Origin of the sequence: Klebsiella sp. RHBSTW-00215 (genome assembly GCF_014103785.1) — a bacterium.
Taxonomy (GTDB): domain Bacteria; phylum Pseudomonadota; class Gammaproteobacteria; order Enterobacterales; family Enterobacteriaceae; genus Klebsiella.
Genome location: NZ_JABXQS010000001.1, coordinates 5,536,358 through 5,551,550, shown reverse-complemented (window position 1 = coordinate 5,551,550; position 15,193 = coordinate 5,536,358). Strand labels below are relative to the sequence as shown.

Sequence of the window (15,193 nt, the reverse complement as noted above, 5' to 3'; positions counted from 1 at the left end):
ATAAAAAATATAAACCAGGCCCTAAATCAGTCGTATTGCAGCAAGGCGGCAAATCAACGAATCTCCGGGAGCTTACATCAGGTAAGTGACCGGGGTGAGGAGATGAAGCCAACGTAGCTGCGGCGCGAATGATGACGGGCGTGTACCCTACAGGCGATAGATATGAAAAAAAACTCTTTACTGGGAGCGTGCTTACTCGCGCTCGCCGTGTCGATGGGGAGTGGGGCGGCAATAGCGAAAACGCCGCCCGACCAGCTGATCATCGGCATGAATATGAACAACCTTCTGACGCTTGACCCGGCAGCGATGACCGGTAACGAAGTCGTCGGGATTGTGGTCAATCTCTATGACTCGCTGGTGGAGCTTGATCCTAAACAGCTAACCAACGTCAGGCCCGCGCTGGCGAAATCCTGGGATATCAGCCCGGATGGTAAAACCCTGACGTTCCATTTGCGCGATGACGTGAAATTTCACTCTGGCAATCCGCTGACCGCCGCCGATGTGGTGTGGTCAATGCTGCGTATTTTGCATCTCAACCTCGCCCAGGCATCGGTGTGGAAATCCTACGGCTTCAGTAAGAAAAATATTGATAACCAGGTGAGCGCTCCGGACGACGTGACGGTACAAATCGTGTTACCGAAAGATAACGACCCGCAGCTGGTGATTTACTCGCTGGCGGCGCTGGGCAACCTCGGTGTGCTCGACAGTAAAACGGTGCAGAGCCACGAGCAGGATAAGGACTGGGGCAACCGCTGGCTGACCACCCATGAAGCCGGTTCCGGGCCGTTTACCCTCGAAACCTGGCAGGCGAAAGATGTCCTGCGCATGAAGCGCAATCCTGACTACTGGCGCGGTGAGGCGAAAATGAGCCGCGTGGTACTGCGCCACTTCCAGGAGTCGCAAACTCTGCGTCTGATGGTAGCGAAAGGCGATCTCGATATTGCTAACAACATGGCGGTCTCCGATATCAATGCCCTGCGCAGCGATCCGCAGCTGACCGTCGATGCGGTGCAGCGTGGGACTATGTACTACGTCGCCATGAGCATGAATGAAGATCATTTTGCCAATCCGAAAGTGCGCGAAGCGGTACGCTATTTGATTGATTACCAGGGCATCAATAAAGCGCTGATGCCGGGCTATGGCGTGCTGCATCAGCGGCCGATCAAAGCCGGCATGCCGTCCACGCTGCCTGACCCGGGCTATACGCTCGACGTGGCGCGGGCGAAAAAGCTGCTGGCGGAAGCTGGCTATCCCAACGGATTTGATACCACGCTGCGGGTGCTCTCCGATCAGCCGTTCCTCAATATCGCCATTGCCGTGCAGTCGACGCTGATGCAGGCGGGGATTAACGCCAAAATCATCACCGGCACCGGCAACCAGATTTACGGCGCGATGCGCGAACGTAAGTTTGATCTGCTGGTCGGGCGCGGCGGGAGCGGAATGGAACCTCACCCGCACTCCAGCCTGCGTGCGCTGGTCTATAACCCGGATAATAGCGCTGAAGCTCGCCTGACCAACTTCCAGGGATGGCGTACCGGTTTTTACGACCCGCAGCTGAACTCCATGATTGACCACGCTCTGCTGGAGCGTAACCCGCAGCAACAGGTAGCGAGCTATCAGGCGATTCAGCAGCGCTATGACCAGCTGATCCCGGCGTTAATTCCGCTGTCGCAAATGGTCGATTCCGTCGTGGTACGCAACGAGGTGCAGGATTATCAGCCGCACCCCTCCGCCACCACTTTTCTGCGTGAAGTCTATAAAACCCGCGAAGGAGAGAAAGGATGAGTACGGCAATCCTTGCGCCCGGCTCCCGCACCCGGCGCTTATCAAAACGACTGCTGCAGGTGGCGATTACGCTGTTCGGCCTGCTACTGCTGACCTTCACCATTGGGCGCGTGATGCCCATCGACCCGGTACTGGCGATTGTTGGGCCGGACGCCGACCAGAGCACTTATCAGCAGGTTTATCAGCAACTGGGGTTTGACCAGTCGTTGGTCACCCAGTTTGGCATCTATTTTGTCAACTTGTTGCATGGCGATTTGGGTAATGCATTGCTGACCGGGAAACCGGTGGTAGACGACATTATTCGCGTCTTCCCGGCCACCATGGAGCTGGCGACGATGGCGATTATCGTCGGCGCAGGCCTTGGTATTCCGCTGGGCGTGCTGGCGGCGGCGCGACGTAACAGCCTCTCCGATTATGTGGTGCGTATTATCAGCCTCGCCGGCTATTCAACGCCGATTTTCTGGGTTGGGATGATGGGGCTGCTGGTGTTTTACGCCTGGCTTGGTTGGGTTGGCGGTGCTGGACGGGTAGACCTTGGTCTGGACGGTATTGTGCCACGTCGCACCGGCCTGATGACCGTCGATGCGCTGCTGGCAGGTAACAGCCAGGTGTTCTGGAATGCCATTAACCACCTGATTTTACCGGCCTCGCTGCTCGGTTTTCACTCGCTGGCTTACATCAGCCGTATGACCCGTAGCTTTATGCTGGCCCAGCTGTCGCAAGAGTTCATCATCACGGCGCGCGTCAAAGGTCTGACCGAGCGTCAGGTTATCTGGAACCACGCGTTTCGTAACATCCTGGTGCAGCTGCTGACGGTAGTGGCGCTGGCCTACGGCGCGCTGTTGGAAGGGGCGGTACTGATTGAAACCGTCTTCTCCTGGCCGGGTTTTGGCTCTTACCTCACCGGCAGCCTGCTGCTGGGTGATATGAATGCGGTGATGGGCTGCGTGCTACTCGTCGGGGTTATCTTCGTGATGCTCAACCTGCTCTCCGACATGCTGTATCAATTCTTTGACCCGAGGACAAAATCATGACCGTTTCTCTGGATACGTCGCTTTCGGGCGGGGCGGGCGAAGGCCGCCAGCGGCTGCAACGTGCGGCGACACGGGCTGCCGGGTTTATCGGCAAAATGGTGCACAACCCGCTAACGGCTATCGGCGGTGGGATTATCTTCCTGTTGATCGTCGTGGCAGTATTTGCGCCGCTGATCGCGCCTTATAACCCGCTGGTACAGGACCTGAACAGCGCATTGGTGGCACCGAACGCCCAGCACTGGTTTGGTACCGATGAGTTTGGCCGCGATATTTTTAGTCGTCTGGTGTACGGCTCGCGTATCACGCTGTACATCGTGCTGCTGGTGTCGGTCACCGTCGGCCCGCTTGGGCTGCTGCTCGGCGTCAGCGCCGGATATTTTGGTGGCAAGGTGGATATGGTGCTGATGCGCGTCACCGATATCTTCATTTCCTTCCCAAGCCTGGTGCTGGCGTTGGCGTTCGTCGCTGCTTTAGGCCCGGGGCTGGAGCACGTGGTTATCGCCATTACGCTGACTGCCTGGCCCCCGATTGCTCGTCTGGCGCGTGCTGAAACGCTGTCACTGCGTCAGGCTGATTTTATCTCCGCCGTGCGTTTACAAGGCGCGTCTCCGGCTCGCGTACTGTGGCGGCATATTGTCCCGCTGTGCCTGCCTTCGGTCATCATTCGTATCACCATGAATATGGCGGGGATCATTCTGACCGCCGCCGGTCTGGGCTTTCTTGGCCTTGGCGCACAGCCGCCAGAGCCGGAGTGGGGGGCGATGATCTCCAGTGGACGCACTTATATGATGGAGTGCTGGTGGGTAGTAACGATTCCGGGGCTGGCGATTTTGATCAACAGCTTAGCGTTCAACTTCTTAGGAGATGGCTTACGTGACATCCTCGATCCTCGCAGCGAATAATGCTCCACTGCTCGACGTGCGCGACCTGTGCGTCGACTTTGTTAACGGTAGCGCGGTGACCCATGCCGTGCGCGGCGTCTCCTTCCAGTTGGGGCAGGAAAAACTGGCGATTGTTGGCGAGTCTGGCTCGGGTAAATCCACCGTCGGACGCGCGCTGTTGCAGCTGCATCCGAAAAAGGCCCGCGTCACCGCCAGTCGGATGCAGTTTGCTGACCTTGATTTACTGCATCTCAGCGAGGCACAAATGCGCGGCGTACGCGGTAAACGCATCTCAATGATTATGCAGGACCCGAAATACTCGCTGAACCCGGTGGTTTGCGTCGGTAATCAGATAGCGGAGGCCTGGCTCACGCATCATCCGGGGCGTAAAGATGAGGCTAAAGAAAAGGCGCTGGAGATGCTGGAAGTGGTGCGCATTCGCCAGCCGGAGCGCGTGTATCAGCTCTATCCGCATGAGATTTCCGGTGGTCAGGGGCAGCGCATCATGATTGCGATGATGCTGATCACCGACCCGGAGCTGGTGATTGCCGATGAACCGACCTCGGCGCTGGACGTGTCGGTGCGCCTGCAGGTGCTGGGTCTGCTGGATGACCTGGTGAAATCGCGCGGTCTGGGGCTGATTTTTATTAGCCACGATATCAACCTGGTGCGCAGCTTCTGTGACCGCGTGCTGGTGATGTACGCCGGACGGGTGGTGGAGTCCATTGCTGCTAAAGACCTCGATAACGCCCGTCATCCCTATACTCAGGGACTGATTAACTCGCTGCCGGATATGCAGCATCGTCGCCCGGTTTTACCGGTATTGCAGCGCCAGACCAGCTGGTTGACGGACTAAGGAGTGCATGATGATTGAAGTCAAAAACTTCAACCTGGCGTTTGGCGAAGGAGAGAAGCGCAACCAGGTGCTGTATGACGTGAATTTTCACGTTAAGCCAGGCGAAATCTACGGTCTGGTGGGGGAATCTGGTTCCGGCAAAACCACGGTGCTGAAGTGCCTCGCCGGGCTATTTACCCACTGGAAGGGCGAGCTGGCGATAGATGGACAACAGTTGGCTCACGAGATCAGTCGCGAACGCTGCCGTCAGGTACAGATGGTGTTTCAGGACCCTTACGGCTCTCTGCACCCGCGGCATACCATCGGCGACATTCTGGAAGAACCGCTGCAGATCCATAACATTAACGATCGCGACCGGCGGATCAATGCGCTACTGGACAAGGTCGGCCTGAACCGTGCCTTTCGCGAACGTTATCCGCACCAGCTCTCCGGTGGTCAGCGCCAGCGTGTGGCGATTGCCAGAGCGCTAATTCTCGAACCCCAGGTGCTGCTGCTGGATGAGCCAACCTCAGCGTTGGATGTGTCTGTGCAGGCGGAGATCCTCAATCTTCTGGCGGAATTGCAGAAAGAAGCTAAGCTGACTTACCTGATGGTGACCCACGATCTGGGCGTTATCGCCCACTTATGCCAGAAGGTCGCGGTGATGCAGTACGGTAAGATCCTCGAAACCCTGACCGTGGATGCGCTGGTGAACGGCGAGGCGCAAACGGCCTATACGCAGATGTTGGTCAACGCCAGCCAGCAATATACGCGTGAAATGGCGCGAGAAGTGGCAGCGTACTAGTCTATACGGCGCATTCTCTTTCGAGAGATGCGCCATTTTTTATATAAAACAGTGAGGGGAAATGTATTTATAGCTATAAATGTTGTCTTTTAGTGTAAAGATGGTGCTTAGATCTAAAACAGAAATATATACTGCATCTAACCAATTGTTATGAAATTATAATTCGCATGTATGATTGAAAATGAAATAAATCACTATTTACTGTTTCGTTTTCCAGATATCCAAAAATGTAAACTCAGTTAAACCTTGCATATAGCAAGGAAAAACTGTGTATTGCACCTCCAGATCCTCTCCGTAATAGAGTAAACTCGCTGGCGAATAATCCTAAGATGTGGTCTACGTAAGGCGAGTTATCTAAATTACAGCCTGGTTTTCATGCCGCTCTCATCCAAATGGTTACAATACTCAGGGAACAGCATGGAAAAAACATATATCATCAACGGAAAAATTAATTTTATTCCTCAGTGTAGCGTTTTGTTACTTATTGCTGATGATACGAAGAATGTATCATTAAATATTCCCGTTAGCCGTTGCCTGATGCTCCTTATTCAGCAGCATGGTGCAACGGTTGCTCGTGAAACCTTTTTTCAGGAAGTATGGATAAAGCATGGCTCACAGGTGACCAGCAACGGTTTTTATCAAAATATTTCTTTATTACGTCGGGCCTTTAAGGAACTGGGTGTTGACGAAGAAATTATTGTAACGGTGCCCAGAGTCGGCGTCAGGCTGGAGGCAACATTATCCGTAATTGAATCCCAACCAGCTGAGTCAGAAGCCGCGCCGATTACAGAACCCATCGTAAAGCCCGTGGCAGAGGAGGTCGCTGCTGCGAAGTTTGCAGAAAAAAAGCGGTTACGGCTACGGCGTCCCGCTTTATGGGGCATCGCAGCATTACTGAGCTGTCTGGTCGTTGGGGTTGTTACCTGGCAAGCTGAATTCGAATCTTATTTGCAAAACTATTTGCCCATTAATGTAAAATATTCGCAACAATGTCACTTCTTTGCCAATAGCGATGTGGTTGAGCACAAGCGACATGAACAATTCATCAACCGAAGGGAATTTGAATGTGAAAAATACCCTTGGGTCTATTTGACACTCTATCCCGGCCAGGCCCGCGTCTCGGTGATAAGCTGCCGTCAGCAATTTAGTCAATGGCGTGATAATCAATGCCTCACCAATTATTATATTAAGGAGGTACTGAATGCGCAGAAGTGAAATTAAATGGTTAATAGCAATCATATTTATCTGTGTACTAACGGCATTAGCAATAAAATCCTGGCAATATTGGCAACGAAATCATTTTCAGTGCAGCGGTGAGTTGAGTTTATTTAGCTCGGGTTTTCAGGGAGATATTTCTGTACGCTACATATTTGATGATGAGCGCGGTCTGGCGATCGTCCGTGGGGAAATTACGCCGCCGCAGGGTAAGCCGTTCACTATCAATCAGAACATCTGGTTTAGCTTTACCCGCGATGGTCAGCACTACTTCCTGCGTTCCGAAACGGTCTCTGCCAGTATCGGTAAGCTTGAGGAAGAAGAGCAGATCAAATCCATTCTGCCGACCTTCTTCATCCAGCCGCAGGTGCCGTTTTACCTGAATATCCAGCGCTTGAACGAACGTACCCGGCTGCTGTATACCAGCCGGGCACCCTCTTTGCTTTGCGAGACTTGAATTAACGTAACAGCACGCAGTCTGGCGGCAGTCGGCAGCGTAGCGCTGCCGGCAAAATTTCCATGCGGAAGGTTTTGCCGCTCAGCGGCTCGCCATCAAGGTTAAACGTCATCTCGTGGGGGGCGGTTATCTCAAACCATGAGGAGACGCCATCGATGATATTCGGCGAGGTTTCCGGGTTTGCCAGGGTACTGAACAGCGCCGGGATCAGCTCTTCGCCGGTAAAAATGCGCAGATGCAGCAGGCCGTCGTTGATTAACGCCTCCGGGCAAAGTTGCTGGCCGCCACCGGCCTGGCGTCCGTTACCGATACCTATCACCAGCGCATCGCCCTGCCAGTGAAAATTCTCACCGCGGATTTCACAGCGGTCTGGCTTAAGGGTATCCATGCGCATCAGGCCGTGGATCAGATAGGAGACGCCACCGAGGGCGGATTTCAGTTTCTCCGGCGTTTCAGTGGTAATACGGGTGCCGAAACCACCGGTAGCCATATTAATAAATCCGCTCTGGTCGTTGACTCGTGCAATATCGATAGCCACATCGCGCCCGACAATCGCCAGTTTCAGGGCGCTGGCCAGATCCTGAGGAATGCCGACGCTGGTGGCAAAGTCGTTCGCCGTACCCAACGGTAAAATCCCCAACGCCATCTTGCCATCGCGCTCGACCAATGCTGTGGCGACCTCGTTGATGGTGCCATCACCGCCGCCAGCAATGACCGTTTCTACGCCCAGCTCGAGGGCTTCATCGACAAAGCGCACGGCATCACCTTTTTCCCAGGTGACACGGACGTGAATGTCGATACCTTCGTCGCGCAACAGTTTAACCGCTTCGCGCAGCTGCGGTTCATTGGCGCCTTTGCCATTCAGGATTAGTAAGCTGGCTGGAAATGTTGACATCATCAAGGGGACCTTTATTGCACAGTAATGCATAAAGTGTACCGCATGCAGGAAGCGAAGGCCGGGGAGATAGATAAAAAATAAGCCCGCGTAAGGGAGATTACGCAGGCTAAGGAGGTGGTTCCTGGTACAGCTAGCATTTATGGGTTATGTTTTTCAGCGAAATGGATGATATCTGCTTTGAACGAAACGGTATGTGATCCGTTTCTAATATCTTTACATCGCGAAAAATTAACCAAATTTATACCCTAAATAATTCGAGTTGCAGGACAAGGCACTTGTGCCTTGAACAGCGCTTGCGCTGGCCCCGGAGGGGCGAGGCCACAGGCCGAGTAACGCGGCAAGTGAGCGAATCCCCGGGAACTTACTCTGGTAAGAGACCGGGGTGAACGAACGCGGCCAACGCACATGCAACTTGAAGTATGACGGGTATAACTAGTTACTATGCGGGTTTCGGGTTGTCTGATCCGTAAAGTTGCGCATCAGCAGCGCATATTGCAGGACCATATCTTCCGGAACAGGCAACCATACTGTGTGACCATCGCCCGGCGCGACCGGCATGATTTCGCCTTTGCCGTTTTCCATATGTTCGAGCGTAAAGTTGACGTTACCCTGCGGGGTCATCAGCTCAAGGCTATCGCCGACGGAGAATTTATTCTTCACCGCTACTGCGGCGAGCTGGCCGTTGCGCTCGCCGGTAAATTCACCGACAAACTGCTGGCGCTCGGAGATGGAGTAGCCATATTCGTAATTCTGGTAATCTTCATGAGTATGGCGACGCAGGAAGCCTTCGGTGTAGCCACGGTGAGCGAGGTTTTCCAGGGTTTCCAGCAGATTGGTATCGAACGGTTTGCCCGCCGCCGCATCGTCAATGGCTTTGCGGTAAACCTGGGCGGTACGCGCACAGTAGTAATGTGATTTGGTGCGTCCTTCGATTTTCAGCGAGTGGACGCCCATTTGGGTCAGACGCTCAACGTGGGCAACCGCGCGCAGATCTTTTGAGTTCATGATGTAGGTGCCGTGCTCGTCTTCAAAGGCGGTCATGTACTCGCCCGGACGTTTAGCTTCTTCAATCATAAAGACCTGGTTGGTCGGCGCGCCAATACCCAGCGTCGGTTCGACGTTCTGCACCGGGATCGGCTCATGCTTATGCACGATATTGCCGACGTCGTCCTCTTTGCCTTCCTGGACGTTATATTCCCAGCGGCAGGCATTGGTGCAGGTGCCCTGGTTCGGGTCGCGCTTGTTGATATAGCCGGAGAGCAGGCAGCGGCCGGAGTAGGCCATACACAGCGCACCGTGAACGAAAATTTCGATTTCCATTTCCGGCACCTGGCTGCGAATTTCGGCGATTTCATCCAGCGACAGTTCGCGGGAGAGGATCACGCGGGTGAGCCCCATTTGCTGCCAGAATTTGACCGTCGCCCAGTTAACGGCGTTAGCCTGTACTGACAGGTGAATCGCCATTTCGGGGAAGTTTTCCCGCACCAGCATGATTAAACCCGGGTCGGACATAATCAGCGCATCCGGACCCATTTCCACTACCGGCTTCAGATCGCGAATAAACGTTTTCAGCTTGGCGTTATGCGGCGCAATGTTGACGACCACATAGAATTTTTTGCCCAGCGCATGGGCTTCGTTGATGCCGAGCTGCAGGTTTTCGTGATTGAATTCGTTATTGCGCACGCGCAAGGAGTAACGCGGTTGACCCGCATAAACTGCATCTGCGCCGTAAGCGAAAGCGTAACGCATATTTTTCAGCGTTCCCGCCGGGGAAAGGAGTTCCGGTTTAAACATGATTTTCTCGTTCTGATGACAGGTCAGATTCGCCGCACCCGGTGCGACGAGTTGGGGAGTGCCCCCACATTAAGGGCGGGCATTGTAGCGCTGTAGGAGAGGGGAGTAAATATCATAGGGGTATCCATAGGGGGTAAAGTATGGAAGATACGTGAGTATATGCTTTGCGAAGATTTGTCGGGCACTGGAGCACAATGTACTGTAGTAGACGAGTGGCTTCGGTTATCCGTGATATTGACAGGACTTCAACAGATTTTTTAGTTTCGGTAATTTTTGCTGCTCATTAGATGAAAGGGGCCCGTTATCATACCCCCTCCTGTTTAACGATTATAGCCATAGAGGTTGAGCCTACCGGATAAATACTCGCCTAAATAGACTTCACTGATTTTGTTAAAGCCTTGTTCTTTAATTTTTGATTCTAACCATTGATCGTCCTTGTCAATTATTTCCAACACATCGCGATTTGCCTGCCCATCGACAATAATTGGATAGCGAATATTTTCATCACCGCTTTCAATTATCGTTAATTGCCCATTTTGCTCGAGGATAACTCGTTTTAATTTTTCAACTTCATATACGCCGTTGGACCTTAGTTTAAACATTAAATCATTTGCGGAGATACCATTTCTCAAACACTCTTTCACGTCAACACTACCATTATGCACAAGAGTAATAGGTTTACCATCCACGATGCGTTTAATCAGGTGATTATGTTCTTTGGAAAACTTAAGAATAAAGACGAGTAGCGTCCAGATGATCAATACGAGAACAAATTGCAACACCGTAATTGATTCATTATAGATTACGCCACCAATAATACCACCAAGGACGTAGTTTTGGATCTGGTCCATTGCTGATGAGGGCGCTAGATTGCCTTTTCCCATTAGGTTGATCTGGATTATCAGGCAGAGAATGCCCAGGCCGAGTTTTATTATAATAGGCGTATAAATAGCCATCTTCGTTTCCTTATTTTTTTAAAATATTAATGGCCGGGTTGGTTAACCACGTTTGCTCTAATCTATAGGTGTTTTGATCGGTACTCAAGTTAACCCGGTAATAATCATCATTAATTTTAACTATTACGCCATCTGATAATTGTACTGAATTGGAGTAGATATTGTTGACGCTTATATTTTTTTCATGCGCTAATAGTTTAACAAAGTTAACCATCTGTGATGACTGAGAATGGACATTTTGGCTATTGGTATAATCTGAATACTGAACGCCAGAAAGAAAAAGTAAAAACAGAAAGACAATGATTGTGAGGTCTCTGTATTTGGTCTGCAGGCGATGACGCATATACATGCTGAAAACCGCAAGTAATATAAATAGCGTGCTAAAGATAATGATATATTTTAGATAATCATTCAAAGCAGACTGCGTTTGCAAATAATCTATACCATAAAATCTCATGTTCATTACCGTTATTATCTACTTAAGTCCGTTGGTTACTGCAATCCTGACGCTTTTATAATAATAACACATCTGCAGTTGATCTTCGTCCTTTAGCTTTAAAGATAGATTGAGATAAATCTATCACATATATTCGATAAATCAAGGTCTGAAGAAGATGTGAAGTTAAAATAAATAGCTAGTTCAATGCGTTAAAGATGTGGAATGTACAATGCTAACTAAACTTTCATCATGAATATGGTGCTTAGCGAGTATGGGGGCATTTTCGTAAAATATGTCGTTGGATCGTACTTATTTGTGTTCTTTTGATGTTGTAAAGCGGCCAACTGGAATCGTTTTGAAAATGCGACCGGGTTATTATCCGGGCACTGATGGGGAGGCACAATCTTAGGCCTCCCTTATTAGTTGGCGCTACGGTCAGGCCAGCCGGCAGGCGTCGGCTTCCCAACGATAGCCTACGCCGTAAACGGCGCGGATAAACGACTGCTCGGCGTCCAGCGACTCCAGCTTGCGCCGTAGATTCTTGATATGGCTATCGATGGTTCGGTCGGTCACCACGCGGTAATCATCGTACAGATGATTCAGCAGCTGTTCGCGCGAGAAGACTTTACCCGGCTCCTGGGAGAGGGTTTTCAGCAGGCGGAACTCAGCGGGTGTGAGGTCCAGCAGTTTATCGCGCCAGGAGGCCTGGAAGCGGCCTTCGTCAACGATCAGCGGGCTTTGCGCATCCAGCGCCTGCAGATCGCGCTGCGGCTTGCAGCGGCGAAGAATGGTCTTCACGCGAGCGACCACTTCACGCGGGCTGTAGGGCTTACAAATATAGTCGTCGGCACCGATTTCCAGCCCGAGCAGACGGTCTATCTCTTCGATTTTCGCCGTCACCATCACCACCGGAACTTCGGAGAAGCGGCGGATTTCGCGGCATAAGGTGAGTCCGTCGGTGCCGGGCAGCATCAGATCTAGCAGGATCAGATGCGGCGGCGTCTGGCGAACGTACGGTAAAACCTGATCGCCGTGATTAATCAGCGTCGGCGCATAGCCCGCCGCCTGAAGATAATCGATCAGCAACTGACCCAGCTTGGGTTCATCTTCCACGATCAGAATGCGTGGTGTGTTTTCATCAACAGGTAATTCAGTCATACGTCTCTCGATAAATTACGTTCCAGAGGTAACTCTACTTTAATGCTAACCCCGCCCAAAGGCGAATGACCGGCACGCAAAGTGCCACCGTGGGCCGCCACAATGTTAAGGCAAATCGCCAGTCCTAAACCAGAGCCGCCGCTGGCACGATTACGCGATCCTTCGGTACGGTAAAAGCGCTCAACCAGCCGCTCCAGCTGTTCGTCGGTGACGCCGGGGGCGCTATCGGCAAAGTCGAGAACCAGCATGCGGCCATTTTGGCTGGCGCTAATTTGCAGAGCCCCGCCGCTATCGGTATAGCGCAGGCTGTTTTCCAGCAGGTTATTGAAAAGCTGCATCAGGCGATCCCGGTCGCCGAAAATCGTCGCGCTTTCCGGTAGCGAAACGCCGATCGACAGTCCGCGGCTGGCGAAACGTTCGCGGAACGCGCCAGCGGCGACTTCCAGCAAGTTGATGATATCCACCGAGGTTTTCTGGTAGGAGAGCGCACCTTCATCGGACATCGATAGCTGATGTAAATCGTCAACCAGTTTGGTGAGAGTGGCGACCTCGGCCTGTAGAGAGGTGATGGAATCCGGAGTGAATTTCCTGATGCCGTCCTGAATCGCTTCCAGCTCGCCGCGCAGCACTGCCAGCGGCGTGCGCAGTTCGTGGGAAATATCAGCCATCAGGTCCCGGCGCATCTGCTGGTTGCGCTCAAGGGTGCTGGCTAGCTGGTTAAAGTCCCGTGCCAGACGCCCCAGTTCATCGCTGCTGGTGGCGGTGACGCGGGTTGAGAAATCTCCGGCAGCCAGGCGATGCGTGCCCTCAACCAGTCGTTTGACCGGCGCAAGCAGGCCACGCGCCAGCGGGAAGGTGGCGAGCGCCGCTAGCAGCGTAGCGAGGGCGACAATCAGCCAACTGGTGCGTTTTTGTTGGCGGTCAAAGTTGATATCGGTGTTGCGCGTCAGACGTTCAACCGGCGACGCAATCACCGCGCCGACCTCCACGCCGTTAACCATAATGCTGCGGCGGGTACCGTCCTTCGGTACGCGTTCGCGAGGCCCTACCAGCACGCGGCCTTTTTGGTCAACTACCCAGAACATAGTGCGCCAGCCGTGCGGCGGAATGTCCGGGCCGGGACCTCGATCGCCGCGTGGGCCATCGAGCGGTCGGTCTGGCGCGGCGTCCGGCGGCATCTCCCCGGGGCCGGGACCCGGTCCAGGCTCATCCATTGGCTCAGGTCTCATACCGCGCCCCTGCGGCGAGTGGTCGTCGTTGTCGCGCTCAAATGTTTTCAGCAACTGGAAAATAAACCGATCATTATTGCGCAGGAACTTCCAGCTACCGTGCTGGGCATACTGTTCGCTCAGGGCGTCCCCGAGCATGGTCAGCCGCTGCTCGTTTCCGCGCTTGATATAGTCGATAAACCCGCGCTCAAAGCTGATGCGCACCGCCCAGTGCATGCTGATTAACAGCACGATGCAGGTGGCGAGGATCGCGATAAATAGCTTGCCGGTAATGCCGGGACGCCAGAACTTCAAGATTCACTCCTTTTGCGACGACCAATCACGGTGTTGGTGGTGGTGTCGTCCGGTACGCGGGAAAAAATCAGCGCGGGTAGCGCGATAATCACTGCCATGCTTAAGTAGGTATAAAGAAAGACCTGATGAGTGGTCGCCGCATCGGCGCTGATATGCTGCTGACCATAGAGACCCAGCAGCATGCCGGCGATGGTGACGCCGATACTCATCGACAGCTGCATGACCATTGACAGCATGCTGTTGCCGCTGCTGGCGAGGTCATCGGGCAGGTCTTTCAGAGTCAGCGTGTTCATTGACGAAAAGCGGCTGGAGTTGATCATCCCTTGCAGGAATAGCACCACCGGCAGCAGCCAGTACCAGCCAGCGAGAGCGACCGCCATAAACAGCAGGCTGACCAGCGCCAGGCCGATGGTTGAGGCCACCAGCACCCGACGATAGCCGAAGCGGTTGACCACCTGGACCACGATACGCTTCATGCCCATGCTGCCGAGCACCATCGGGATCATCATCAGCCCGGCGTGGAACGGCGTAAAGCCGAGGCCAATCTGCAAAAATACCGGCGTCATAAACGGCAGCATGCCGCTGCCGATGCGCCCGGCGAAGCTGCCGCCGAGGCCGAGAGAGAAGGTGCGGTTGCTGAACAGCTTCAGGCTGAACAGGGCGTTGAGGTTGCCGCGCGCGTGCCACAGATACAGCAAAATCGAGGCGATACCGACTGTCACCAGCACCGCCAGCCACAGCACAGAGATACCGAGCCCTTTTTTACCGTCGAGCGCCAGGGTCAGCGTGGCCATTCCCGCCGCCAGCAGAATAAAGCCGAAGATATCAAAGCGCCGGGTTTGTAGAGTGTAGTTGGGCATCAGCCAGAGCGTGGCAATGGCTCCGACAATGCCGACTGGAATGTTGATCAGGAAGATCCAATGCCACGACGCGTATTCTACCAGGATGCCGCCGAGCGCTGGTCCGAGTAGCGGGCCGACCTGGCCGGGCAGGGTGACGAAGGTCATTGCCGCCATATATTGACTGCGCGGGACGATTTTCATCACCGTCAGACGACCGACGGGAACCATCATCGCGCCGCCAACGCCCTGCAATACGCGGGCGAGTATTAACTGGTCGAGGGTCGTGGCCTGAGCGCAGAACAGCGAACCGGCGGTAAACAGAATAATGGCGCTAAAAAAGATATTACGTACGCCCACCCGATCCGCCAGCCAGCCGCTGCCGGGCAGCATCACCGCCACCGTTAGCACATAGGAGACGATCACCATATGCATATGCAGTGGGCTCTCCCCAAGGCTTTTCGCCATTGAGGGGAGGGCGGTGTTGACGATAGTGGTATCCAGCGCCTGCATAAAGAAGCCGAAGGCCACTATCCATAGCTGCCAGCGCACGCTGGCGGGGAGATCGGTCATG

14 protein-coding genes are annotated in these 15,193 nt (G+C 53.5%); 7 read left to right on the top strand and 7 right to left on the bottom strand.

Annotated features, from left to right (window positions below; all coding sequences use genetic code 11):
- Positions 1 to 162 precede the first annotated feature (162 nt).
- The 7 genes from HV127_RS26480 to HV127_RS26450 all read left to right on the top strand — a co-directional run bounded on the left by HV127_RS26480 (position 163) and on the right by HV127_RS26450 (position 7,012).
- Positions 163 to 1,785 (top strand): ABC transporter substrate-binding protein, encoded by a 1,623-nt coding sequence (locus tag HV127_RS26480; protein WP_182239878.1) that lies wholly within the window; start codon positions 163 to 165, stop codon positions 1,783 to 1,785.
- A complete protein-coding gene (locus HV127_RS26475; RefSeq protein ID WP_112213149.1) occupies positions 1,782 to 2,819 on the top strand; it encodes an ABC transporter permease in 1,038 nt (345 codons plus the stop codon). Before HV127_RS26480 ends, HV127_RS26475 begins: the two co-directional genes overlap by 4 nt.
- Complete coding sequence (locus HV127_RS26470; RefSeq protein WP_182239876.1) at positions 2,816 to 3,721, top strand: ABC transporter permease; 906 nt, start codon at positions 2,816 to 2,818, stop codon at positions 3,719 to 3,721. Before HV127_RS26475 ends, HV127_RS26470 begins: the two co-directional genes overlap by 4 nt.
- Positions 3,693 to 4,556, top strand: a complete 864-nt coding sequence (locus tag HV127_RS26465) for an ABC transporter ATP-binding protein (RefSeq protein WP_182207650.1) — start codon at positions 3,693 to 3,695, stop codon at positions 4,554 to 4,556. The genes HV127_RS26470 and HV127_RS26465 overlap by 29 nt, the downstream gene beginning before the upstream one ends.
- A 10-nt stretch (positions 4,557 to 4,566) precedes the next feature.
- Positions 4,567 to 5,340, top strand: coding sequence for an ABC transporter ATP-binding protein (locus tag HV127_RS26460; RefSeq protein WP_182240853.1), 774 nt, complete (start codon positions 4,567 to 4,569; stop codon positions 5,338 to 5,340).
- A gap of 417 nt (positions 5,341 to 5,757) precedes the next feature.
- Positions 5,758 to 6,555, top strand: a complete 798-nt coding sequence (locus HV127_RS26455) for a winged helix-turn-helix domain-containing protein (protein ID WP_182239874.1) — start codon at positions 5,758 to 5,760, stop codon at positions 6,553 to 6,555.
- A gap of 103 nt (positions 6,556 to 6,658) precedes the next feature.
- The gene (locus HV127_RS26450) at positions 6,659 to 7,012 is read left to right on the top strand and encodes a hypothetical protein (protein ID WP_228288601.1); all 354 of its coding nucleotides are present in this window, start codon (positions 6,659 to 6,661) and stop codon (positions 7,010 to 7,012) included.
- Between the two features lies 1 nt (position 7,013).
- Here HV127_RS26450 and yegS read toward each other — a convergent pair whose 3' ends face one another.
- The 7 genes from yegS to HV127_RS26415 all read right to left on the bottom strand — a co-directional run bounded on the left by yegS (position 7,014) and on the right by HV127_RS26415 (position 15,192).
- The gene (yegS, locus tag HV127_RS26445; RefSeq protein WP_182239872.1) at positions 7,014 to 7,910 is read right to left on the bottom strand and encodes a lipid kinase YegS; all 897 of its coding nucleotides are present in this window, start codon (positions 7,908 to 7,910) and stop codon (positions 7,014 to 7,016) included.
- A 432-nt stretch (positions 7,911 to 8,342) separates the two neighbouring features.
- Positions 8,343 to 9,704, bottom strand: coding sequence for a tRNA 5-hydroxyuridine modification protein YegQ (gene yegQ / locus HV127_RS26440; protein WP_181485647.1), 1,362 nt, complete (start codon positions 9,702 to 9,704; stop codon positions 8,343 to 8,345).
- Between the two features lie 320 nt (positions 9,705 to 10,024).
- Entirely contained in the window at positions 10,025 to 10,660 is a 636-nt protein-coding gene (locus HV127_RS26435; RefSeq protein WP_182207332.1) for a DUF421 domain-containing protein, read from the bottom strand.
- A gap of 10 nt (positions 10,661 to 10,670) precedes the next feature.
- A complete protein-coding gene (locus tag HV127_RS26430; RefSeq protein ID WP_182239870.1) occupies positions 10,671 to 11,117 on the bottom strand; it encodes a DUF3290 domain-containing protein in 447 nt (148 codons plus the stop codon).
- A gap of 417 nt (positions 11,118 to 11,534) precedes the next feature.
- Positions 11,535 to 12,257, bottom strand: coding sequence for a two-component system response regulator BaeR (baeR, locus tag HV127_RS26425; protein ID WP_112213159.1), 723 nt, complete (start codon positions 12,255 to 12,257; stop codon positions 11,535 to 11,537).
- A complete protein-coding gene (gene baeS, locus HV127_RS26420) occupies positions 12,254 to 13,780 on the bottom strand; it encodes a two-component system sensor histidine kinase BaeS (RefSeq protein ID WP_182239868.1) in 1,527 nt (508 codons plus the stop codon). The genes baeR and baeS overlap by 4 nt, the downstream gene beginning before the upstream one ends.
- The gene (locus tag HV127_RS26415; protein WP_182239866.1) at positions 13,777 to 15,192 is read right to left on the bottom strand and encodes an MFS transporter; all 1,416 of its coding nucleotides are present in this window, start codon (positions 15,190 to 15,192) and stop codon (positions 13,777 to 13,779) included. The genes baeS and HV127_RS26415 overlap by 4 nt, the downstream gene beginning before the upstream one ends.
- Position 15,193 lies beyond the last annotated feature (1 nt).

Bases quoted from the DNA above. Each gene is read 5' to 3' on its own strand.
- HV127_RS26415 (WP_182239866.1), bottom strand. From the start codon at position 15,192: ATGACCGATCTCCCCGCCAGCGTGCGCTGGCAGCTATGGATAGTGGCC.
- baeR (WP_112213159.1), bottom strand. From the start codon at position 12,257: ATGACTGAATTACCTGTTGATGAAAACACACCACGCATTCTGATCGTG.
- HV127_RS26455 (WP_182239874.1), top strand. From the start codon at position 5,758: ATGGAAAAAACATATATCATCAACGGAAAAATTAATTTTATTCCTCAG.
- HV127_RS26470 (WP_182239876.1), top strand. From the start codon at position 2,816: ATGACCGTTTCTCTGGATACGTCGCTTTCGGGCGGGGCGGGCGAAGGC.
- HV127_RS26480 (WP_182239878.1), top strand. From the start codon at position 163: ATGAAAAAAAACTCTTTACTGGGAGCGTGCTTACTCGCGCTCGCCGTG.
- yegS (WP_182239872.1), bottom strand. From the start codon at position 7,910: ATGATGTCAACATTTCCAGCCAGCTTACTAATCCTGAATGGCAAAGGC.
- HV127_RS26475 (WP_112213149.1), top strand. From the start codon at position 1,782: ATGAGTACGGCAATCCTTGCGCCCGGCTCCCGCACCCGGCGCTTATCA.
- yegQ (WP_181485647.1), bottom strand. From the start codon at position 9,704: ATGTTTAAACCGGAACTCCTTTCCCCGGCGGGAACGCTGAAAAATATG.
- HV127_RS26460 (WP_182240853.1), top strand. From the start codon at position 4,567: ATGATTGAAGTCAAAAACTTCAACCTGGCGTTTGGCGAAGGAGAGAAG.
- HV127_RS26430 (WP_182239870.1), bottom strand. From the start codon at position 11,117: ATGAGATTTTATGGTATAGATTATTTGCAAACGCAGTCTGCTTTGAAT.
- HV127_RS26435 (WP_182207332.1), bottom strand. From the start codon at position 10,660: ATGGCTATTTATACGCCTATTATAATAAAACTCGGCCTGGGCATTCTC.